Source organism: Nonomuraea sp. bgisy101, from assembly GCF_057708945.1.
This window is the reverse complement of record NZ_JBYITD010000011.1, coordinates 151,826-168,103: the sequence shown is the minus strand read 5'-3', so window position 1 is coordinate 168,103 and position 16,278 is coordinate 151,826. Positions and strand designations below refer to the sequence as shown.

Annotated in this window: 13 protein-coding genes and 1 pseudogene; 9 read left to right on the top strand and 5 right to left on the bottom strand. The window is 72.8% G+C overall.

Translation table 11 applies throughout. The features are described from left to right. Positions 1-46: 46 nt before the first annotated feature. The 3 genes from AC3EO4_RS22315 to AC3EO4_RS22305 all read left to right on the top strand — a co-directional run bounded on the left by AC3EO4_RS22315 (position 47) and on the right by AC3EO4_RS22305 (position 3,691). On the top strand, positions 47-181 hold the full coding sequence (locus AC3EO4_RS22315; RefSeq protein ID WP_379581392.1) for a hypothetical protein: 135 nt from the start codon (positions 47-49) through the stop codon (positions 179-181). After that, a complete protein-coding gene (locus AC3EO4_RS22310; protein WP_431897508.1) occupies positions 181-1,278 on the top strand; it encodes a YeiH family protein in 1,098 nt (365 codons plus the stop codon). Before AC3EO4_RS22315 ends, AC3EO4_RS22310 begins: the two co-directional genes overlap by 1 nt. Positions 1,279-1,429: 151 nt before the next feature. After that, positions 1,430-3,691: an MMPL family transporter gene (locus AC3EO4_RS22305; RefSeq protein WP_431897507.1), complete on the top strand. Its 2,262-nt coding sequence runs from the start codon at positions 1,430-1,432 to the stop codon at positions 3,689-3,691. On the opposite strand, the pseudogene AC3EO4_RS22300 reads toward AC3EO4_RS22305, so the two are convergent. From AC3EO4_RS22300 to AC3EO4_RS22290, 3 genes and pseudogenes are all read right to left on the bottom strand, one after another. Further along, positions 3,657-4,382, bottom strand: a pseudogene (locus AC3EO4_RS22300) (SRPBCC domain-containing protein); the annotation flags it as partial. The gene AC3EO4_RS22305 and the pseudogene AC3EO4_RS22300 overlap by 35 nt on opposite strands. Positions 4,383-4,386: 4 nt before the next feature. After that, positions 4,387-4,944, bottom strand: a complete 558-nt coding sequence (locus AC3EO4_RS22295; protein ID WP_431897506.1) for a helix-turn-helix domain-containing protein — start codon at positions 4,942-4,944, stop codon at positions 4,387-4,389. A 141-nt stretch (positions 4,945-5,085) separates the two neighbouring features. Then, positions 5,086-6,132, bottom strand: a complete 1,047-nt coding sequence (locus AC3EO4_RS22290) for a serine hydrolase domain-containing protein (protein WP_431897504.1) — start codon at positions 6,130-6,132, stop codon at positions 5,086-5,088. Positions 6,133-6,347: 215 nt separating this feature from the next. Here AC3EO4_RS22290 and AC3EO4_RS22285 point away from each other — a divergent pair, with 215 nt between their 5' ends. Continuing rightward, positions 6,348-7,097 (top strand): bestrophin-like domain, encoded by a 750-nt coding sequence (locus AC3EO4_RS22285; protein ID WP_379581382.1) that lies wholly within the window; start codon positions 6,348-6,350, stop codon positions 7,095-7,097. Then, the gene (locus AC3EO4_RS22280; RefSeq protein ID WP_431897502.1) at positions 7,094-7,663 is read left to right on the top strand and encodes a hypothetical protein; all 570 of its coding nucleotides are present in this window, start codon (positions 7,094-7,096) and stop codon (positions 7,661-7,663) included. Before AC3EO4_RS22285 ends, AC3EO4_RS22280 begins: the two co-directional genes overlap by 4 nt. Here the strand turns inward: AC3EO4_RS22280 and AC3EO4_RS22275 are convergent. Continuing rightward, positions 7,656-8,573 carry a zinc-binding dehydrogenase gene (locus AC3EO4_RS22275; RefSeq protein ID WP_431897500.1) on the bottom strand — a complete coding sequence of 306 codons (918 nt, stop codon included), beginning with the start codon at positions 8,571-8,573 and terminating at the stop codon, positions 7,656-7,658. The genes AC3EO4_RS22280 and AC3EO4_RS22275 overlap by 8 nt on opposite strands. Positions 8,574-8,650: 77 nt before the next feature. On the opposite strand from AC3EO4_RS22275, the gene AC3EO4_RS22270 reads away from it, so the two are divergent. From AC3EO4_RS22270 to AC3EO4_RS22255, 4 genes are all read left to right on the top strand, one after another. Continuing rightward, positions 8,651-9,724 (top strand): winged helix DNA-binding domain-containing protein, encoded by a 1,074-nt coding sequence (locus AC3EO4_RS22270; protein ID WP_379581376.1) that lies wholly within the window; start codon positions 8,651-8,653, stop codon positions 9,722-9,724. A 36-nt stretch (positions 9,725-9,760) separates the two neighbouring features. After that, positions 9,761-11,017 carry an NAD(P)/FAD-dependent oxidoreductase gene (locus tag AC3EO4_RS22265; RefSeq protein ID WP_431897498.1) on the top strand — a complete coding sequence of 419 codons (1,257 nt, stop codon included), beginning with the start codon at positions 9,761-9,763 and terminating at the stop codon, positions 11,015-11,017. A 74-nt stretch (positions 11,018-11,091) separates the two neighbouring features. Beyond that, complete coding sequence (locus tag AC3EO4_RS22260) at positions 11,092-12,234, top strand: amidohydrolase family protein (protein ID WP_431897497.1); 1,143 nt, start codon at positions 11,092-11,094, stop codon at positions 12,232-12,234. 63 nt (positions 12,235-12,297) lie between these two features. Beyond that, positions 12,298-14,958: an AfsR/SARP family transcriptional regulator gene (locus AC3EO4_RS22255; protein ID WP_431897494.1), complete on the top strand. Its 2,661-nt coding sequence runs from the start codon at positions 12,298-12,300 to the stop codon at positions 14,956-14,958. On the opposite strand, the gene AC3EO4_RS22250 is transcribed toward AC3EO4_RS22255, so the two are convergent. Next, the gene (locus AC3EO4_RS22250) at positions 14,932-16,224 is read right to left on the bottom strand and encodes an FAD-dependent monooxygenase (protein WP_431897492.1); all 1,293 of its coding nucleotides are present in this window, start codon (positions 16,222-16,224) and stop codon (positions 14,932-14,934) included. The genes AC3EO4_RS22255 and AC3EO4_RS22250 overlap by 27 nt on opposite strands. Positions 16,225-16,278 lie beyond the last annotated feature (54 nt).

Here is a 16,278-nt window from a genome sequence, read left to right as displayed (position 1 = left end):
GGGGACGCGAACCGCCCCCGCTCACCCCCCAAGAAAGGCACATCCCATGAGCGAGCACGAGACGACGACCGAGGGCGAGAGCCGCGCCGCCCTCAGTGAGGACTGGGCCGCCACGATCGTGGGCCTGGCACTCCTCCTGCTGGTCATCGCGGGAGTGATCCCCACGGGGGTGATCCCGTGATGAGCACCACCCGCGCCCCCTCCGCGACCGCCACCTGGGTGTGGCCCTCCGCCGGCGTCCTGACCGTGCTGGTCCTGGCCGCGGCGACCAGGTTCCTGGAGAAGAACGTCCCGGTCTGGTGGTCGGGCTCCGACCTGGCCAAGACCGTCGAGTACCCCGTCTACGCCATCGCGCTCGGCCTGCTCGGCAACGCGGTCCTGACCGCCACGGGGCTCAGGGACCGCCTCGCGGGCGGCTTCCGCACCGAGTTCTTCATCAAGACGGGACTGGTCCTGCTCGGCGCCTCGATCAACCTCAAGGTGATCGTCACCGCCGCGGGGCCCGCCGTCATCCAGGGCGTCGTGCTCATCAGCACGGTGTTCCTGTTCACGTGGTGGCTGGGCGGCAGGCTCGGCCTGGACGACAAGCTGCGCGCCCTACTGTCGGCCGCCGTGTCGATCTGCGGCGTCAGCGCGGCCATCGCCGCCGCGGGCGCCGTGCAGGCGAGGCGGGAGCAGCTCGCCTACAGCGCCAGCCTGGTGATCGCCTTCGCCCTCCCGTCGATCTTCGTCCTGCCGGCTCTGGCCACGGCGCTCGGCCTGAGCCCGGAGGTGGCGGGCGCGTGGATCGGCGGCAACATCGACACGACCGCGGCGGTGACGGCCGCCGGCGCCCTCGCCGGTGAGGACGCGCTGGCGGTCGCCACCATCGTGAAGGTCACGCAGAACGCCCTCATCGGCGTGGTCGTCGTGGCGCTGACGGCCTGGTTCGCCTTCCGCGTCGAGCGCCGCGCCGACGCCGCCAGACCCGGCGCGATCGAGCTCTGGCGGCGCTTCCCCAAGTTCGTGCTGGGGTTCGTGGCCGCCTCCGTCATCGCCACCTGGTACCTCTCCTCCGTCCCCGCCGCCGAGGGCAAGGCGGTCATCGCTGTGGCCAACGACCTGCGGGTGTGGTTCCTCATCCTTGCCTTCGTCAGCATCGGCCTGGAGTTCCGCGTGGCCTCGCTGCGGGAGGCGGGCTGGCGCCCCGTCGGCGTGTTCGCCGCGGCCACCGTGGTGAACGTGGTGGTCGCGCTGGGGCTCGCCGTCCTGCTGTTCAGCGGGTTCAGCGCCGGTTAGGCCCGCCTGACGGCGGGCCGAGGGCTCCCGGCCACGAGGCGCTCGCGCGGCCCGGCGACAGGCGGGAGGGGCGCCGGCCGCGTTGACAAATACGAGCGAACACTTGTATTACTCGAACACGAGCAGTCTATCGTGTTTCGGGGAGTGAGTCGTGGGTGCATTTCTCGTACGGCGCCGCCGTCTCGTCATGGTGCTGGCGCTGCTGGCCACGCTGGCCATGGCGGCGCTCGCGGCCGGCACCGTGAACGCGCTGTCGCTGGCCAGATTCGAGGCGCCGGGGTCGGAGTCCGACAGGGCAGGGGCGGAGCTGGCCGAGCGGTTCCACACGGGGAGCGTGGACCTGATCCTGCTCGTCACCGCGGTGGACGGCACGGTCGACGACCCGGCGGTGGCCGCGGCAGGACGGGAGCTGACCAGGCGGGTGGGCGCGTTCGAGGGCGTGGCGGAGGCGGCCTCCTACTGGACCCGCGGCAACCCCGCCACGCTGCGCGACGAGAAGGGCACGCGGGCGCTGGTCGTGGCCCGCATCCCGGGCGACGCGAACGTGGTCCGCTCGCGCATCCTGCCCGCCCTGGTGCCCGAGGTCACCAGGGGCAACGAGGTGATCTCGGTGCGGTCGGGCGGCGGCGAGGAGGTGTTCAGGCAGACGGTCCCCCAGGCCAGGCAGGATTTCCTGCGGGCCGAGATGATCATCTTTCCGCTGGTCTTCGTGCTGCTGTGGGCGTACTCGCGCAGGGTGCTCGGCGCCCTGCTGCCGATCATGGTCGGCGTGTTCGCGATGGTGGCGACGCTGGCGCTGCTGCGCGGCGTGCTTCTCTTCACCGACGTCTCGACGTTCGCGCTGAACATCACCCTGGCCATGGGGCTGGCGCTGGGCATCGACTACTCGCTGTTCGTCATGGCCCGCTTCCGCGAGGAGGTACGGCACGGCCGCTCCCACCACGACGCCGTCGTGACGGCAGTCGCGAGGGCAGGCCGTACGGTGCTCTTCAGCGGGATGACGGTCGCGGCGTCGCTGGCGGTGCTGCTGGCGCTGCCCTTCGACTTCCTGCGTTCCTTCGCCTACGCGGGGATCGCGGTGGTCGTCGGCGGGGTGGTGGGCGCGGTGGTGGTGCTGCCCGCCGTCCTGGCCGCCGTGGGCGCGCGGGTGATCCCGCGCCACGACAGGGGCGAGCGCGCCGTCGGGTTCTGGCACGCGGTGGCGGGAAGGGTGATGCGCAGGCCCGTCCTGTACGGCGGCGCCGCCACGCTCGTGCTGCTGCTGCTCGGCTCGCCGTTCCTCGGGCTGAACTTCGGCGTGGCCGACGACAGGATCCTGCCGCCGAGCGCGCCCGCCAGGCAGACACAGGAGATCATCAGAGCGGAGTTCCCCGCCGAGGAGACCGACGCGCTCCAGGTGGTGTCCACGGGCCCGTCGACGGGCCCGGTCGCCGTCGTCGCCGGCTACGCCGCCGCGCTGTCACGGCTCGAAGGCGTCGCGCAGGTCGACTCGGCCGCCGGCTCCTACGTCAGAGGGTCGCGCGTGGGCGACGGCGACCCCGCCAGGTTCCGCGGCGGTGAGGGTACCTGGCTGTCGGTCGTGCCCACCGCCGCGCAGATGGAGGGCGACCCGATCGAGCTCGTCTCGCGGGTGCGCGCCGCGCCCGCGCCTTTCGAGGTGCTGGTTGGCGGCTACACGGCCGAGCTCGCCGACTACCGCGCCTCCGTCGTGGACCGGCTGCCGCTGCTGATCGGGCTGATGTTCGCGGTCACGTTCGTGGTGCTCTTCCTGATGACAGGCAGCGTGCTGATCCCGCTGAAGGCGACCGTGCTGAACCTGCTGAGCATGGCGGTGATGTTCGGCGCGATCGTGTGGGTCTACCAGGAGGGCAACCTGTCGGGCCTGCTCGGGTTCACGCCGACAGGAAGCATCGACCCGAGCATCCCGATCCTGATGTTCTGCGTCGCCTACGGGCTGTCCATGGACTACGAGGTCTTCCTGATCTCCAGGATCAGGGAGGAGTACGCCAGGAGCGGCGACACCGTCGCCGCGGTCGCGACGGGCCTGCAGCGCGGAGCGCCCCTCATCACCGCCGCGGGGGCCATTCTCGCGCTCTCGTTCGCCGTGTACGCGACAGCGGGCGTGGTGTTCGTGCAGATGCTGGGAGTCGGGATGGCGGTGGCGATCCTCGTCGACTCCACGATCATCAGGGCCGTCATGGTGCCGGCGTTCATGCGGCTGGCCGGGGCGGCCAACTGGTGGGCGCCCCGGCCGTTGCGCCGCCTTCACACGGCGCTCACGCGGCCTCGACCCAGATCGGACGCCAGTCGGGCAGCTCGTGGTAGCGACGCAGCTCCGCCAGACCCGACAGCCAGCCGCCCCATGCCGCGTGCGGCGGACGAGCCTCGTCGAAGCCCGACTGGACGAACGTGAGCCTGGTCTTGCCGCCGGACTCGGCAAGCTCCCAGCTGGAGATGCCGGGCGAGCCCCAGTCGACCGACATCGCGCGGCCCTCGACCAGGTCGATGACCTTGGCAGGGTCGGGGTTGTCGAAGCCGCCCATGGCCCAGCGGCCGCCGACGACGGGCTCGATCTCGATGAGGTAGCCGAACCAGCGGGTGGCCTCCTCGCCGTCGGTCAGCGAGCGGTAGAGGGCCGGCATGGGGGCGTCGATGACGATCTCCTCCCGCATGGTGGCCGAGGTGTAGTCGACCTTGGGCGTGAGCTCGCGGCCCTCGACGTGGTCGACGAGGTTGGCCAGCGACAGGCACCAGAACGTCTGCAGCGCGCCCCTGATGCTGGCCCCCGTGATGACGTCCTGGAAGTCGAAGTGGCTCTGCTTCAGGGTGACGATCGTCGAGTCGGGGCTCTCCTCCTCGACGGAGAGCTCGGTGGTGGTGGCCTCGCCGTCGAGCGTCCACTCCAGGCGCAGGCTGTGGTCGTCGGCGTGCAGCACCCGCTGGTGCGGGGCCTCGCCCTCGGGAGTGTGGCGGCCCCAGAACGCGAAGCGGTTCGGCAGGTCCACCTCGACGTGCTCGGCGAACCACGCGCGCAGGGACTCGGGGTCGGTCATCGCCTGCCACACCTGCTTGGCGGGGGCGGCGACGCGGACACGGAGGATCATCGGCTCAGTCATCGGTCTCTCCCTTGGGGTAGCAGGCCACGGCCAGCTTGAAGGCGTCGCCCTCGGCGCCGCCGTATCGGGTGAAGAGGTCCTGCAGCGCGCCACGCAGGTCGTCCATGAACTCCTGGCGACGCTCGGGCGGCACCCTGATCTCGCCCGAGACGCCGACGGACGGCAGCTCGGGCCTGTTGCGGTCCAGCGCGGCGATGTCGGCCTGGACTTCCTCCATCAGGTCGAGGAGGTAGCCCAGCGACAGCTCGTCCTGCGTCCTCCTCAGGCCGATGCGCCCGACGAGGCGGGGCGAGAGCCAGTACGAGCGGGCGGTGGCCTGGTAGATGCCTTCGCTGATGCCGCGCACCTTGCGCTCGGACACCTGCTCGACCAGCCCCGCCTCCACCAGCCTCTTGACGTGGTAGTAGACGCGTTGCGGGGTCTGGGAGAGCTGGGCGGCGACCTCGGTGCAGGTGCGCGGCTCCGCCAGTTGCCGCAGCACCTCGATGCGCTGCGGCTTGAGCAGGGCCTCGGCCTGCTCGATCTGTTCCAGGTACAGGACGTCTCTCATCGCAAAAACAATGTTGTACGTAAAAATTGTGCTTGTCAATGGGCCGCGCGGATGCGGCGAACCGTCGGAGGGGTGGCGCTCGGCTCCCCGGCCGGGGGCCCGATCGCCCGATGGTTCGGCGTCACGGGCCCCGTGGTCGCGCTAGGCGGGGAGCAGCGGAAGGATCCGGCCGACCGTGCTCGCGTCGGCGAAGGAGAAGCGGGTCTTCGTCAGCGCGAACGCCAGCCCCGACGCGGTGTCGGCGAAGGCCGCGCTGCCGTTGACGCCGACCATGCCGAACGAGGTCTCGGGAGACGAGCCGTCGGGACGGCCCGCCGCGTAGCCGAGCGCCCACGTGACGGGGTTGCCCATCAGCTGGTCGGTGCCGGTGAAGGCGGGCGAGGTCACCTCGCGCAGGTGCTCGGGCGTCAGCAGGCGCACGCCGTCCACCTCGCCCAGCAGGGCGGCGTACATCCGGGCGACGGCGCGCGCGGAGAAGGTGCCGCCCGCCGGGATGTCGGCGGTGAGCACGTCGGCCCTGTTGGCGTAGGCGGCGTCGGGCAGGAGCGCTCGGGGCGTGCCGGGGAAGTCGCCCATGGCCTCCAGCAGGGCGGCGTTGCCCGGAGCGTCGTCGAGAAGGGCCACCCTGCCGAGCGCGGCGGCGGGGACGCCGAGGAAGAGCTCGTCGGCGACGCCGAGCGGTTCGGCGATCTCCTCACGGAGCACCTGCGAGATCGGCCTGCCCGTGGCCCTGCGGACGACCTCGCCGAGGATCCAGCCGAACGTCTGCGCGTGGTAGCCGGTCTTCGTGCCCGGCTCCCACCACGGGACGGAGGCGGCGATGCCGCGGCACATCGTGTCCCAGTCGCACAGGTCCTCGACCGTCGTCCCGTCCGGTACGGCGGGCACGCCCACCGTGTGGGTGAGCGCGTGCCGTACGGTGGCGGCGGACTTGCCGTGCGCGCCGAACTCCGGCCACAGCGCGGCGATGGGGGTGTCGTAGGACAGCGCCCCTCGCGCCACGAGCACGTGGACGACGGTGGCGGTGACGGCCTTGCCGGTGGAGGCGCTGTAGACGAGGGCGGAGGGGGCGACGCCGCCGGCCGTGGCGTCGAGGAGGAGCTCGCCGTGCCGGTAGACGGCGACCTGGACGCCGCCTTCCACGCCGGACTCGGCCAGCGAGTCGATGGTCTGCTGGATGCCGTTCACGCGGACTCCTCCTCCCCCTTCGCCTCGTCGGCCATCCGGGCGAGCTCGTCGCGTCGCTCCTCGGCGAGCGTGTCCCAGGTCTCCGGATTCGCGTAGATCATCCGTAGGTATTTCATGCCCCTGAGTCGGAACGGGGCCGCGCGTCCTCGACACGCCGCCGAGAAATTCTTTGCGTGTTCGCGACGTGACACTCGGTAGTCACTAGAGTCGGCGTCATGCTTGCCCTGATTGCCGCCGTGGCGGCCGCCGTCGCCGTGGTCGCGCTCACCGCGTTCCTGTTCAGGAAGCTCGGCACCGAGGACCGCGACCCTGGAGGACCGTCGACCGGCCACGCGGGAGCGATGCTGTCGGCGCTGTTCCTGCTGGTGTTCGCGATCGCCATCATCGTGCCATGGACCACGGCCGACGCCGCCCGCCAGAACACCTTCGCCGAGGGCCAGGCGGCGGTGGAGACCTACTGGGCGGCGGGCGACCTGCCCGAGGCCGACCAGCTGTGGGTACGGCAGAGCCTGCGCGACTACGTGCAGTTCGTCGTGCGCGACGAGTGGCCGCTGATGGCGGAGGGCCGGATGTCGCCCGAGGGCGGGGCGCGGCTCGACGCGCTGCGGACGCGGGTCGACGCCGCCCAGCTCGATGACGACACCAAGGCCCTGGTGCTCGACAAGGTCGAGGAGCTGTCGGCGGCGCGCAGCCGCAGGGCCGCCGACGCGGGCACCACTCCCCCCGCAGGGCTGCTCGGGCTGACCGTGCTGACCGGCGTCGTCGTCATCATCTTCCCGTTCCTCGCCGGCGCCAGGCCGCGCGGGCTGACGCTGGTGCCGTTGATGGCGATGGCGGGCATGCTCGGTGTCGGGGTGTACCTGACCTGGGACATCTCGCGCGCCTTCGATGGGGCTCTGGCGGTCGGGCCCGAGGCGTTGCGGACCGTGCTGCAGGAGTTCCAGCGGATCGCGGGGGGCGCGTGAGGGCGGCGGCGCTGCTGGTGGGGGCGGTCCTCTGCCTCGGCGCTGCCCTGCCCGCCGACCCCGGGCCCGTGGAGGTGGAGGTGGGCGAGAGCGTCCACGTGGAAGCGCCGGGGGCAGGTGAGGGCGGGGCCGAGGTGAACGTGTCGGTCGGCGTGTGCGTCACCGTGGCAGGCCTGGTGGTCGAGGTGGGCGGAGGGTGCCTTCCGCCGCCGGAGCCGACCCCCGAGCCGCCCACACCCACGCCCAAGCCGCCCGAGCCGGTGCCCGAGCCGACGCCGAAACCCCGGCCGGAGCCCGAACCGACACCCGGGCCGAACCGGCCGCGGAGCGAACCGGCCAGGCCCGCGCCACGGCCGCAACCGGTCCTGCCCGTGCGGGCGCGGCCACCGGTCAGGACACCCGAGGCCACGCCCACACCGGCGAAGCCGCCCTCCCCGCGCGTCCTGGCGCGGCCCGAGGAGCCGGAGCCGCAGCGGCGCAACCCGATGCGGTCGGTGCTGTTCCTGGTCGTGCTGACCACGGTGATCGCTTCCACCACCGCGGTCGCGTTCGGCGCGGTCAGATGACCAGCAGGGTCTTTCCTGTGGTCTGGCGGGCCTCGATCGCCCTGTGCGCCGAGGCCGCCTCCTCCAGCGGGTAGGTCTGCCCGATCGTGGGCACCAGCCGTCCCTGCGCGGCCAGCTCCAGCGCCCTGGCCACCAGCCTGCGCAGTTCCTGCGGGCTGGGCGGCCCTCCGCGCTCGATGACGGTGATCGGCAGGCCGTCCGACCTCGACCACGACCCGCTCGCCATGCCGTACATGCTCGCCCTGCCGCCGGGGCGGAGCGCGGTCAGCGCCTCGGTGCCCACGTCGCCGCCGACCCCGTCGAAGACCACGTCGACCTCGAGGGAGCGCGCCCAGCCCTCGGCCGAGTAGTCGACGAAGGAGCCGTGGCGCTCCACGAGCGCGCGCTTGCCGCGCGCGGCTCCGACCACCTCGGCGCCCGAGGCGGCGGCGAGTTGCAGGAGCAGGCCGCCGACGCCGCCGCCCGCCGCGAGCACCAGCACCCGCTCGCCCGGTTCGATCTCCGCCTGCTCGTGGAGCATGACCGCGGTGCGCCCGTCGGCCAGCAGCGCCACCGCGTCCTCCAGTGCCACCCCTTCCGGCACGGGCACCGCGTCGGCGGCGGAGGCCACGGCCAGCGAGGCGTATCCGCCGACGCCGCCGGTCGTCGTCACCACCGTGGTCCCGACCAGGCCGGGGTCGACGCCGTCCCCCACGGCCACGATCACGCCGCCGACACCGTTGCCCGGCGTGCGGGGCAGCGCCGGCGGCGCGAACGGGCCGGTCCCCGCCCGCACCTGCGTCTCCACGAAGGTGATGCTCGCGAACGCCACCCGCACCAGCACCTGGCCCTCGCCCGGTACCGGGTCGTCAACCGTGCGCGCCCGCAACACCTCGGGGCCGCCGAACTCTTCCATCACGATCGCTCTCATCCCCCCACTATAACGGAGCGATTCACTCCGGAAGAATGCGGAACGAAACGTGCCGCAATGGCTCCTACGCTGAGGCCATGAACTGGAACGCCCGCCGCCTCGAACGCCACTTCCCCCAGCAGGGCACCCCCGCCGACGTCGTGGCCGCCATGTGCGGCGCCCACGCGCAGATCCTGTCCGCGGCCGAGCTGTCGGTCAGCCTCCGCCTGCCCGGCACCTCCAGGGTGGACGTCCGCGAGGCGCTGTGGACCGAGCGCAGCCTGACCAAGACGTTCGGCCCGCGCGGCACCGTCCATCTGCTCCCCACCGCCGACCTCGCCATGTGGACAGGAGCGCTCTCGTCGCTCCCTTCGGGGCGCGTCGACCTGCTCACCCCCGACCAGATCGAGCAGGTCGTCGTGGCTGTGGGCATCGCGCTCAAGGACCAGGCGCTCACCATCGACGAACTCGACGAGGCGGTCACCGCGATCGCGGGCCCGTGGGCGGGCGACCGCGTCATGGACGCCTTCCAGACCAAGTGGCCGCGCTGGCGTCAGGCCACGCACCTGGCCGCGCACAGGGGCGTGCTCGCGTTCGGGCCCAATCGCGGGCGCAAGGTCACCTACACCAACCCCGGCGTACGTCCCGCCGACAGCGAGAGCGCGCAGGCCGAGCTGCTCAAGGCCTACCTCCACTCCTACGGCCCCTCCACGCCGCAGTACTTCGCCAGGTGGCTGTCCGCCCCCGTCACCTGGGCGGCCGACGTGTTCGGCAGGGCCGCCCTGGACCGGGTGGAGGGCGGCTGGGTGAACGCGGGCGACACCGAGGCGCCCGACGAGCCGGCCAGGGGCGTGCGGCTCCTGCCGTACTTCGACGCCTTCGTGGTCGGCTCCCACCCGCGCGAGCAGCTCTTCCCCGGCAGGGCGTGGGACCGCGCGCTGGCGAGAAGCCAGGCGGGCAACTACCCCGTGCTGCTGATCGACGGGATCGTGGCGGGCGTGTGGCACCAGCGCCGCTCCGGCAAGCGGCTCACCGTCACCGTCGAGCCGCTCGACGAGCTGACCTCGAAGCAGCTGGCCGAGCTCGACCAGCAGGTCGGCAGGATCGGGGAGATCCTGGAGGCCACCCCCAGCCTGACGATCGGAAAGATCTCGGTCGGACCGCACGCGTAACTGTCACAAAGGCCAGGGCCGTCACGTCATATGGGTATGAGCGCGAAGAAGATCCTGATCATCGGCGGCGGCTACGTCGGCATGTACACCGCGCGGCACCTGCGCAGGATGCTGCGCGCGGGTGAGGCCGAGATCACGGTGGTCGACCCCAAGGACTACATGACCTACCAGCCGTTCCTCGCCGAGGCCGCGGGCGGCGCGATCGAGCCGCGGCACGTCGTCGCCCCGCTGCACAGGGTGCTGAAGGGCGTGCGGGTGCTGACGGGCCGCGTCACCGGCCTCGACCACGATGCGAGGACGGCCGTCTTCGAGCCCGCGCGGGGTCCCGCGCGCACGCTCGGCTACGACATCCTGGTCATGGCCACCGGCTCGATCACCAGGACGCTGCCGCTGCCGGGGCTGGCCGAGCACGGCATGGGATTCAAGACGCTCGGCGAGGCCGTCCAGCTGCGCGACCACGTGCTCGCCCAGCTCGACGTCGCCGCCTCGACCGACGACGACGCCGTACGGCGGGCGGCGCTCGCCTTCGTCGTCGTGGGCGGCGGGTTCGCGGGGGTGGAGGCGCTGGCCGAGCTGCAGGCGATGGCCGAGGACGCGGCGAAGGAACACGGGCTCGACCCTGCGGAGCTGCGCTGGATCCTGGTGGAGGCGACCGGCGGCATCCTGCCCGAGCTCGACGGCCGCCTCGGCGCGTGGACGGTCAGGACGCTGACAGGGCGCGGCGTCGAGGTACGGCTCGGCACCACCCTCGACTCGGCCGTCGACGGGCACGTCGCGCTCAGCGACGGCACCGAGCTGGACGCCGGCACCCTGGTCTGGGCGGCCGGCGGCAGGCCGAACCCGCTCGCGGCGGCCAGCGGGCTGCCCGTCGACCGGCTCGGCAGGATCGAGACGACGGAGTTCCTGAACGTGCGCGACGTCAGGCACGCCTTCGCCGCAGGCGACGGCGCGGCGGTGCCGGACCTGACCAGGCCAGGGCAGTTCACCGCGCCCAACGCCCAGCACGCGATGCGGCAGGCCAAGGTGCTGGCGCGCAACGTGGTGGCGGACGTGCGAGGGGAGCCGCTCAGGCCGTACCGGCACGCCTACCTCGGCTCGGTCGCAGGACTGGGGCACCGGCAGGGGGTGGCGCAGATCCACCGGGTGCGGCTGACGGGGCTGCTCGGGTGGCTGGCCCACCGCGGCTACCACCTGCTGGTGGTGCCGACGATGGGACAGCGGGTGCGGGTGCTGGCGGGGTGGCTGCTGTCGGGACTCTTCCACCGCGAGAACGTCCGCCTCGACGCCCGGTGAACCCGCGGCGTGGGGCCGCCCGCTGAGTATGGGCTACTCATGACGGACGCCCGACGCGCCGCCACATTGGCACCATGCCAGCCATACGCGCACGCCGTCTCTTCGACGGCAGGGAGCTGCTGGGCGAGCGGGTGGTCCACGTCGAGGACGGAAGGATCGCCGCCGTCGCCGACCGGGGCGTGGCCGATCTCGACCTCGGCGACGTCACTCTCCTGCCGGGTCTCATCGACTGTCACGTCCACCTGGTGTTCGACGCCGGCGTCGACCCCGTCGCCGGCCTTGCAGGGGCCACCGACGAGGAGCTGCTCGACAGGATGCGGGACGCGGCGGCCGCCACGCTCGCCGCGGGCGTCACCACCGTCAGGGATCTGGGCGACCGGAACTTCCTGGCTCTCCGGCTCGCCAGGAAGCTGAGCGTCACCGAGGGTCCCGAGATCCTCGCCGCGGGACCGCCGATCACGACCACGAAGGGCCACTGCTGGTTCCTCGGCGGTGAGGCCGACGGCGTCGACGGGGTGCGAGCGGCCGTCAGGGAGCGGGCGCGGCGCGGAACGCACGTGGTGAAGATGATGGTGACCGGCGGCGAGATGACCCCGGGCACCCACTCGCACCTGCGCCAGTACGGCTTGGCGGAGTTACGCGCCGCCGTGGAGGAGGCCCACGCGCACGGCCTGCCGATCGCCGCCCACGCGCACGCGGGCGCGGGCATCGCCGACGCGCTCGCGGCCGGATTCGACACCATCGAGCACTGCTCGTTCCTCACCGAGGACTCGGCCGAGCCCGACCCCGCGATCATCGCCCGGCTGGCCGCCTCCGACGTGATCGTCTCCGTCACCGCGGGCATGGTTCCCAGCGACCAGCCGCCCCCGCCCGGCATCGCCCGGCGGATTCCCGGGATCCTGCAGTCGCTCAGGGCGCTGTACGCGGCGGGCGTGCCGTTCGTGATCGGGAGCGACGCGGGGATCGGGCCGATCAAACCCCACGGGGTCCTGCCGCACGGGCCCGCGATGCTGGTCGGCCTCGGCTACGCCCCCCTCGACACGCTGCGCGCTGTCACCTCGCAGGCGGCGCGCGCCTGCCGGGTGGCCGACAGGAAGGGCAGCATCATGGCCGGGTTCGACGCGGACCTGCTGGCCGTCGAGGGCGACCCGCTGGCCGACGTGACGGCGCTGCTGCGTCCGGTGGCGGTGTTCAGGATGGGCAGGCGGGTCAGGTGAGCGCCGCCCTCTCATCGCCGCCCTGGTGACACCGTAGTCCTGCCGGCACGTTTAGATGTGCGTATGCGCATCGGGATCCTCGGCCCTCTCCAGATCTCAGGGGCCGGGGTCTCCGGCACCCGGCTGCGCGCGCTGCTGGTCAGGCTGGCCCTCGACCCCGGCCGGGTGGTGACGGCCGAGCGGCTGGTCGACGACCTGTGGCAGGACGGCGCGCCCGAGCACCCGACGAGCGCGCTGCAGTCCCTCGTCTCGCGCGCCCGCAGGGAGGCGCCGGGCCTGATCGTCACGCATCCGTCCGGCTACCTCCTCGACGTGCGGGCCGACGACGTCGACGCGTGGCGGTTCGAGCGGCTGGCGCGCGAGGGCGCGGCCGAGGAGGCGCTGTCGCTCTGGCGCGGTACGGCGCTCGCCGACGCCGCCGGCATGCCCTTCGCCGTCGCCACCGCCGCCCACCTGGAGGAGCTGCGCCTGGCCACGCTCGCGAAGCGGATCGCCGGGGACCTGGCGCGGGGAGCCGACGTGACGGCCGAGCTCGAGGGGCTGGTCGCCGCGCATCCGCTGCGGGAGCCGTACCACGCGCTGCTGGTGCGGGCGCTGCTGGCGGACGGCAGGCGGGCGGAGGCGCTCGAGGTGTTCGAGCGGGTCAGGCGGCGGCTGGCCGACGAACTCGGCATGGACCCGGGGCGCGAGCTGCTCGACGCCTACGAGGCGGCGCTGCGCGATTCGCCTGGCTCGTCGCTGCCGGCCCAGCTGACCACCTTCGTCGGGCGGGAGGCGGACGTGGCCAGGGTCCGGGAGCTGCTCGGCGTCGCCAGGCTGGTCACGCTGACAGGTCCCGGCGGCGCGGGGAAGACGCGGCTGGCGATCGAGACCGCCGCCACGCTCAGGGTGCCCGACGGCGTGTGGCTGGTCCCGCTCGCACCGGTGTCCGACGTGCTGACGGCGCTGTCGAGCGCGGTCAAGGCCGCCGATCCCGTGGCGGCGCTGCGCGGCACCTCACCGGTGATCGTGCTCGACAACTGCGAACACGTGATCGACCAGGCCGCCGACGTCGCATCGCGGCTGCTGACCGAGGTGCCGGCTCTGCGCATCATCGCCACCAGCAGGGAGCCGCTGGACGTGACGGGCGAGCACCTGCACACCGTGCCGCCGCTGGACGCCGCCGCGGCCGTCCACCTGTTCAGTGACAGGGCCGCGGCGGCCAGAGCGGGACTGGACCTGTCGGCCGCCGCCGACATCTGCCGCGAGCTCGACGGCATCCCGCTGGCGATCGAGCTGGCGGCGGCGCGGCTGCGCACCCTGTCTCCCTCGCTCCTGGCCGCCCAGCTCGGCGACCGGTTGTCGCTGCGCGGCAGCCGTACGGCCGAGCCACGGCACCGGACGCTGCGCGCGGTGATCGACTGGAGCTGGGAGCTGCTGTCTCCCGACGAGCGGCGGCTGCTGGCCAGGATGTCGGTCTTCTCCGGCGGGGCCACCTACGAGGCGGTGCTGGAGGTGTGCGGGCCCGGAGTCGAGTCGCTGGTGGACAAGTCGCTGGTGACGGTGCAGGGCGAGCGCTACACGATGCTGGAGACGGTACGGCGTTACGCCGCGGAGAAGCTCGACGACCCTTCGGTCGTGGCGGCCCACGCCCGCTACTACACCGCGCTGGCCGAGCGGGCCGACTCCTTCCTCAGGACGGACGCGCAGCTCGACTGGCTCGCCGTGCTCGACGCCGAGCAGGCCAACCTCGACGCCGCCCTCGACCGGTCGGGCGATCCGCTCAGGCTCTTCCTCGCCAGGATCTGGCTGTGGATCATGCGGGGCAGACGACGGGAGGCGCAGGCGTGGGCGGCCAGGATGCCCGAGGCGGAGGGCCTGGCCCACGAGCTGTGCGCGGCGATCACCGGCGGCGTGCCAGGACCCGCGCTGCTGGAGTCGGACCATCCGGCGACCCTGGCGTGGTGGGGCCTGACCGGCGCGCCGGCCGCGCCCGACGGCGTCATGGCGGAGGCGAGAAGGTCCCTGGCCAGGCTGGGCGATCACCCGGACCCGTGGACCAGGGCGACGGTGCGGCTGATGGCGGGCCTCGTCGAGTTCGAGTACGGCACGCCCGGCGCGGCCGACTCCCCGCTGGAGGCCGCCCTCGAAGGCTTCGAGCGGACCGGCGACAGGTGGGGGAAGGCCATGACCCTGACCTGGCTCTCCCTCGCCGCGGAGAACCGCGGCGAGACCGCCCGCGCGCTGTCCTTCGCCACCGAGTCCGTACGGCACGCCACGGCGATCGGCGGCATGGAGGCGATCCCCGGCCCCGTGATGCTGCGGGTGCGCCTGGCCCAGCTGCACGCCAGGCTCGGCAGGTTCGACGAGGCCGAGGCCTCGCTCGACCAGACGTGGGAGGCCGCCGAGTCCGATCCGGTGGCCCGCGCCCGCGTCCTGCACGTCCGCGGCGAGATCGCGCGGCGCAAGGGCGACCAGAAGACCGCCGTCGACCTGCTGCGTGAGGCGCTGACGCTCGTGGAGGGCGCACCCAGACAGCTGGTCGCGCTCATCCACATGGAGCTGGCGACGGCGTCGGGCTCGCGCGCCCACGTGGACGCGGCGCTGGAGCTCACGGCGGACGGCGACGACAAGACCGTCAGGGCGACCGTGCTGGAGGGCGCGGCGGCGTGGCTGCCGGGCTCCGAGGCCGCCGCTCTGCGGGCGGAGGCCACGCGGCTACGCGGTCTCGACCCCGAGCCGTGACAGGTAGTCCCGCACGCCCGCCTCGTCGCCGTCGTAGCCGACGTAGCCGTCGGGCCTGACGAGCAGCACGCCCTTCTGGCCCTCCGGCGCGGGCAGCACGCGCACGGCGTCGCCGTACCGCTCGGAGGTGTCGGCGAGCAGGGTGAACCTGCCGCCGCCGTACACGCCGGGCACCCGCTCGCCCCCGCGGGGGCCGACCGACAGCGGGCCGTACCAGTAGCCGAGGTTGAGCTGCTGCGTCTCCTCGTCGCGCTTGAGGTCCGCCTCCCTGAGCAGGCGCGTGCTCAGCCCCAGCACGTGCTCGGCGATCGGCATGCGCTCCTGCTCGTAGCTGTCGAGCAGGACGTCGGAGCCGACGGCCAGCTTCCAGCCGAGGTTGTAGGCGTCCTGCACGCCGGTGTTCAGCCCCTGGCCGCCGGCGGGCGAGTGGACGTGCGCCGCGTCCCCCGCGAGGAACACCCTGCCCACCCTGAACCGCTCGGCCATCCTGATGTTGACCCGGTACTCCGACCGCCACACCACTTCCGTCAGCTTCACCCCCGCATGCGTGTCGAGGATCCGCTGCAGGTCGTCCTCTCCCGTGTAGGGCGCGGTGAGCTGGAAGACGTCGGTGCCCGGCAGCGGGCACAGCGCCACGTGCAGCGTCCGGGCGGCCATGTCGCCCCACAGGTGCCAGTGGTCCCTGTCGACGTCAGGCGTCTTCACGTCGGCCAGCAGCATCCGCTCGGTCTCGAACGTCTCACCCGCGAACCCGACGCCCAGGGCCTTGCGCACGGTGCTGCGCCCGCCGTCCGCGCCGACCAGGTAGGCACAGCTGACCCGCTCGCCGTTCGACAGCGTCGCCGTGACACCCTCGGCGTCCTGCTCGAAACCGGTGACCTCGATCCCCAGCTCCACCTCGTGCCCGAGCTCGGCCAGCCGGTCCCTGAGGATCCGCTCGGTGCGCCACTGCGGCTGCATGATCAGCTCCGGGTACGGCACGCTCTCGCTGGGCTCCTTCGGCTCCTGCATGCGGCCCTCCCAGATCACCTGCCCGTCCTTGTAGGAGCGCAGCAGCGGGTAGGCGGCGCCCGTCGCCAGGATCTCGTCGATGACGCCCATGTCGTGGAAGACCTCGAGCGTGCGCGGCTGCAGGCCCTTGCCCCTCACTCCCTCAGGGTGGACCGGCGACTTCTCCACGATGCGGAGGTCGACGCCGCGGCGGGCCAGCTCGATGGCCAGGGTCAGCCCGGTCGGCCCGGAGCCGACGATGAGAACGTGTGTCATGCCGATCACGGTGCACCGTGCCGCTGCCATATCGCTGTCACGGCCGCATTCGAT

Coding starts and splice junctions, on each gene's coding strand:
- AC3EO4_RS22265 (WP_431897498.1), top strand. CDS start 9,761: ATGAGCGCGAAGAAGATCCTGATCATCGGCGGCGGCTACGTCGGCATG.
- AC3EO4_RS22250 (WP_431897492.1), bottom strand. CDS start 16,224: ATGACACACGTTCTCATCGTCGGCTCCGGGCCGACCGGGCTGACCCTG.
- AC3EO4_RS22260 (WP_431897497.1), top strand. CDS start 11,092: ATGCCAGCCATACGCGCACGCCGTCTCTTCGACGGCAGGGAGCTGCTG.
- AC3EO4_RS22295 (WP_431897506.1), bottom strand. CDS start 4,944: ATGAGAGACGTCCTGTACCTGGAACAGATCGAGCAGGCCGAGGCCCTG.
- AC3EO4_RS22275 (WP_431897500.1), bottom strand. CDS start 8,573: ATGAGAGCGATCGTGATGGAAGAGTTCGGCGGCCCCGAGGTGTTGCGG.
- AC3EO4_RS22315 (WP_379581392.1), top strand. CDS start 47: ATGAGCGAGCACGAGACGACGACCGAGGGCGAGAGCCGCGCCGCCCTC.
- AC3EO4_RS22310 (WP_431897508.1), top strand. CDS start 181: ATGAGCACCACCCGCGCCCCCTCCGCGACCGCCACCTGGGTGTGGCCC.
- AC3EO4_RS22270 (WP_379581376.1), top strand. CDS start 8,651: ATGAACTGGAACGCCCGCCGCCTCGAACGCCACTTCCCCCAGCAGGGC.
- AC3EO4_RS22255 (WP_431897494.1), top strand. CDS start 12,298: ATGCGCATCGGGATCCTCGGCCCTCTCCAGATCTCAGGGGCCGGGGTC.
- AC3EO4_RS22285 (WP_379581382.1), top strand. CDS start 6,348: ATGCTTGCCCTGATTGCCGCCGTGGCGGCCGCCGTCGCCGTGGTCGCG.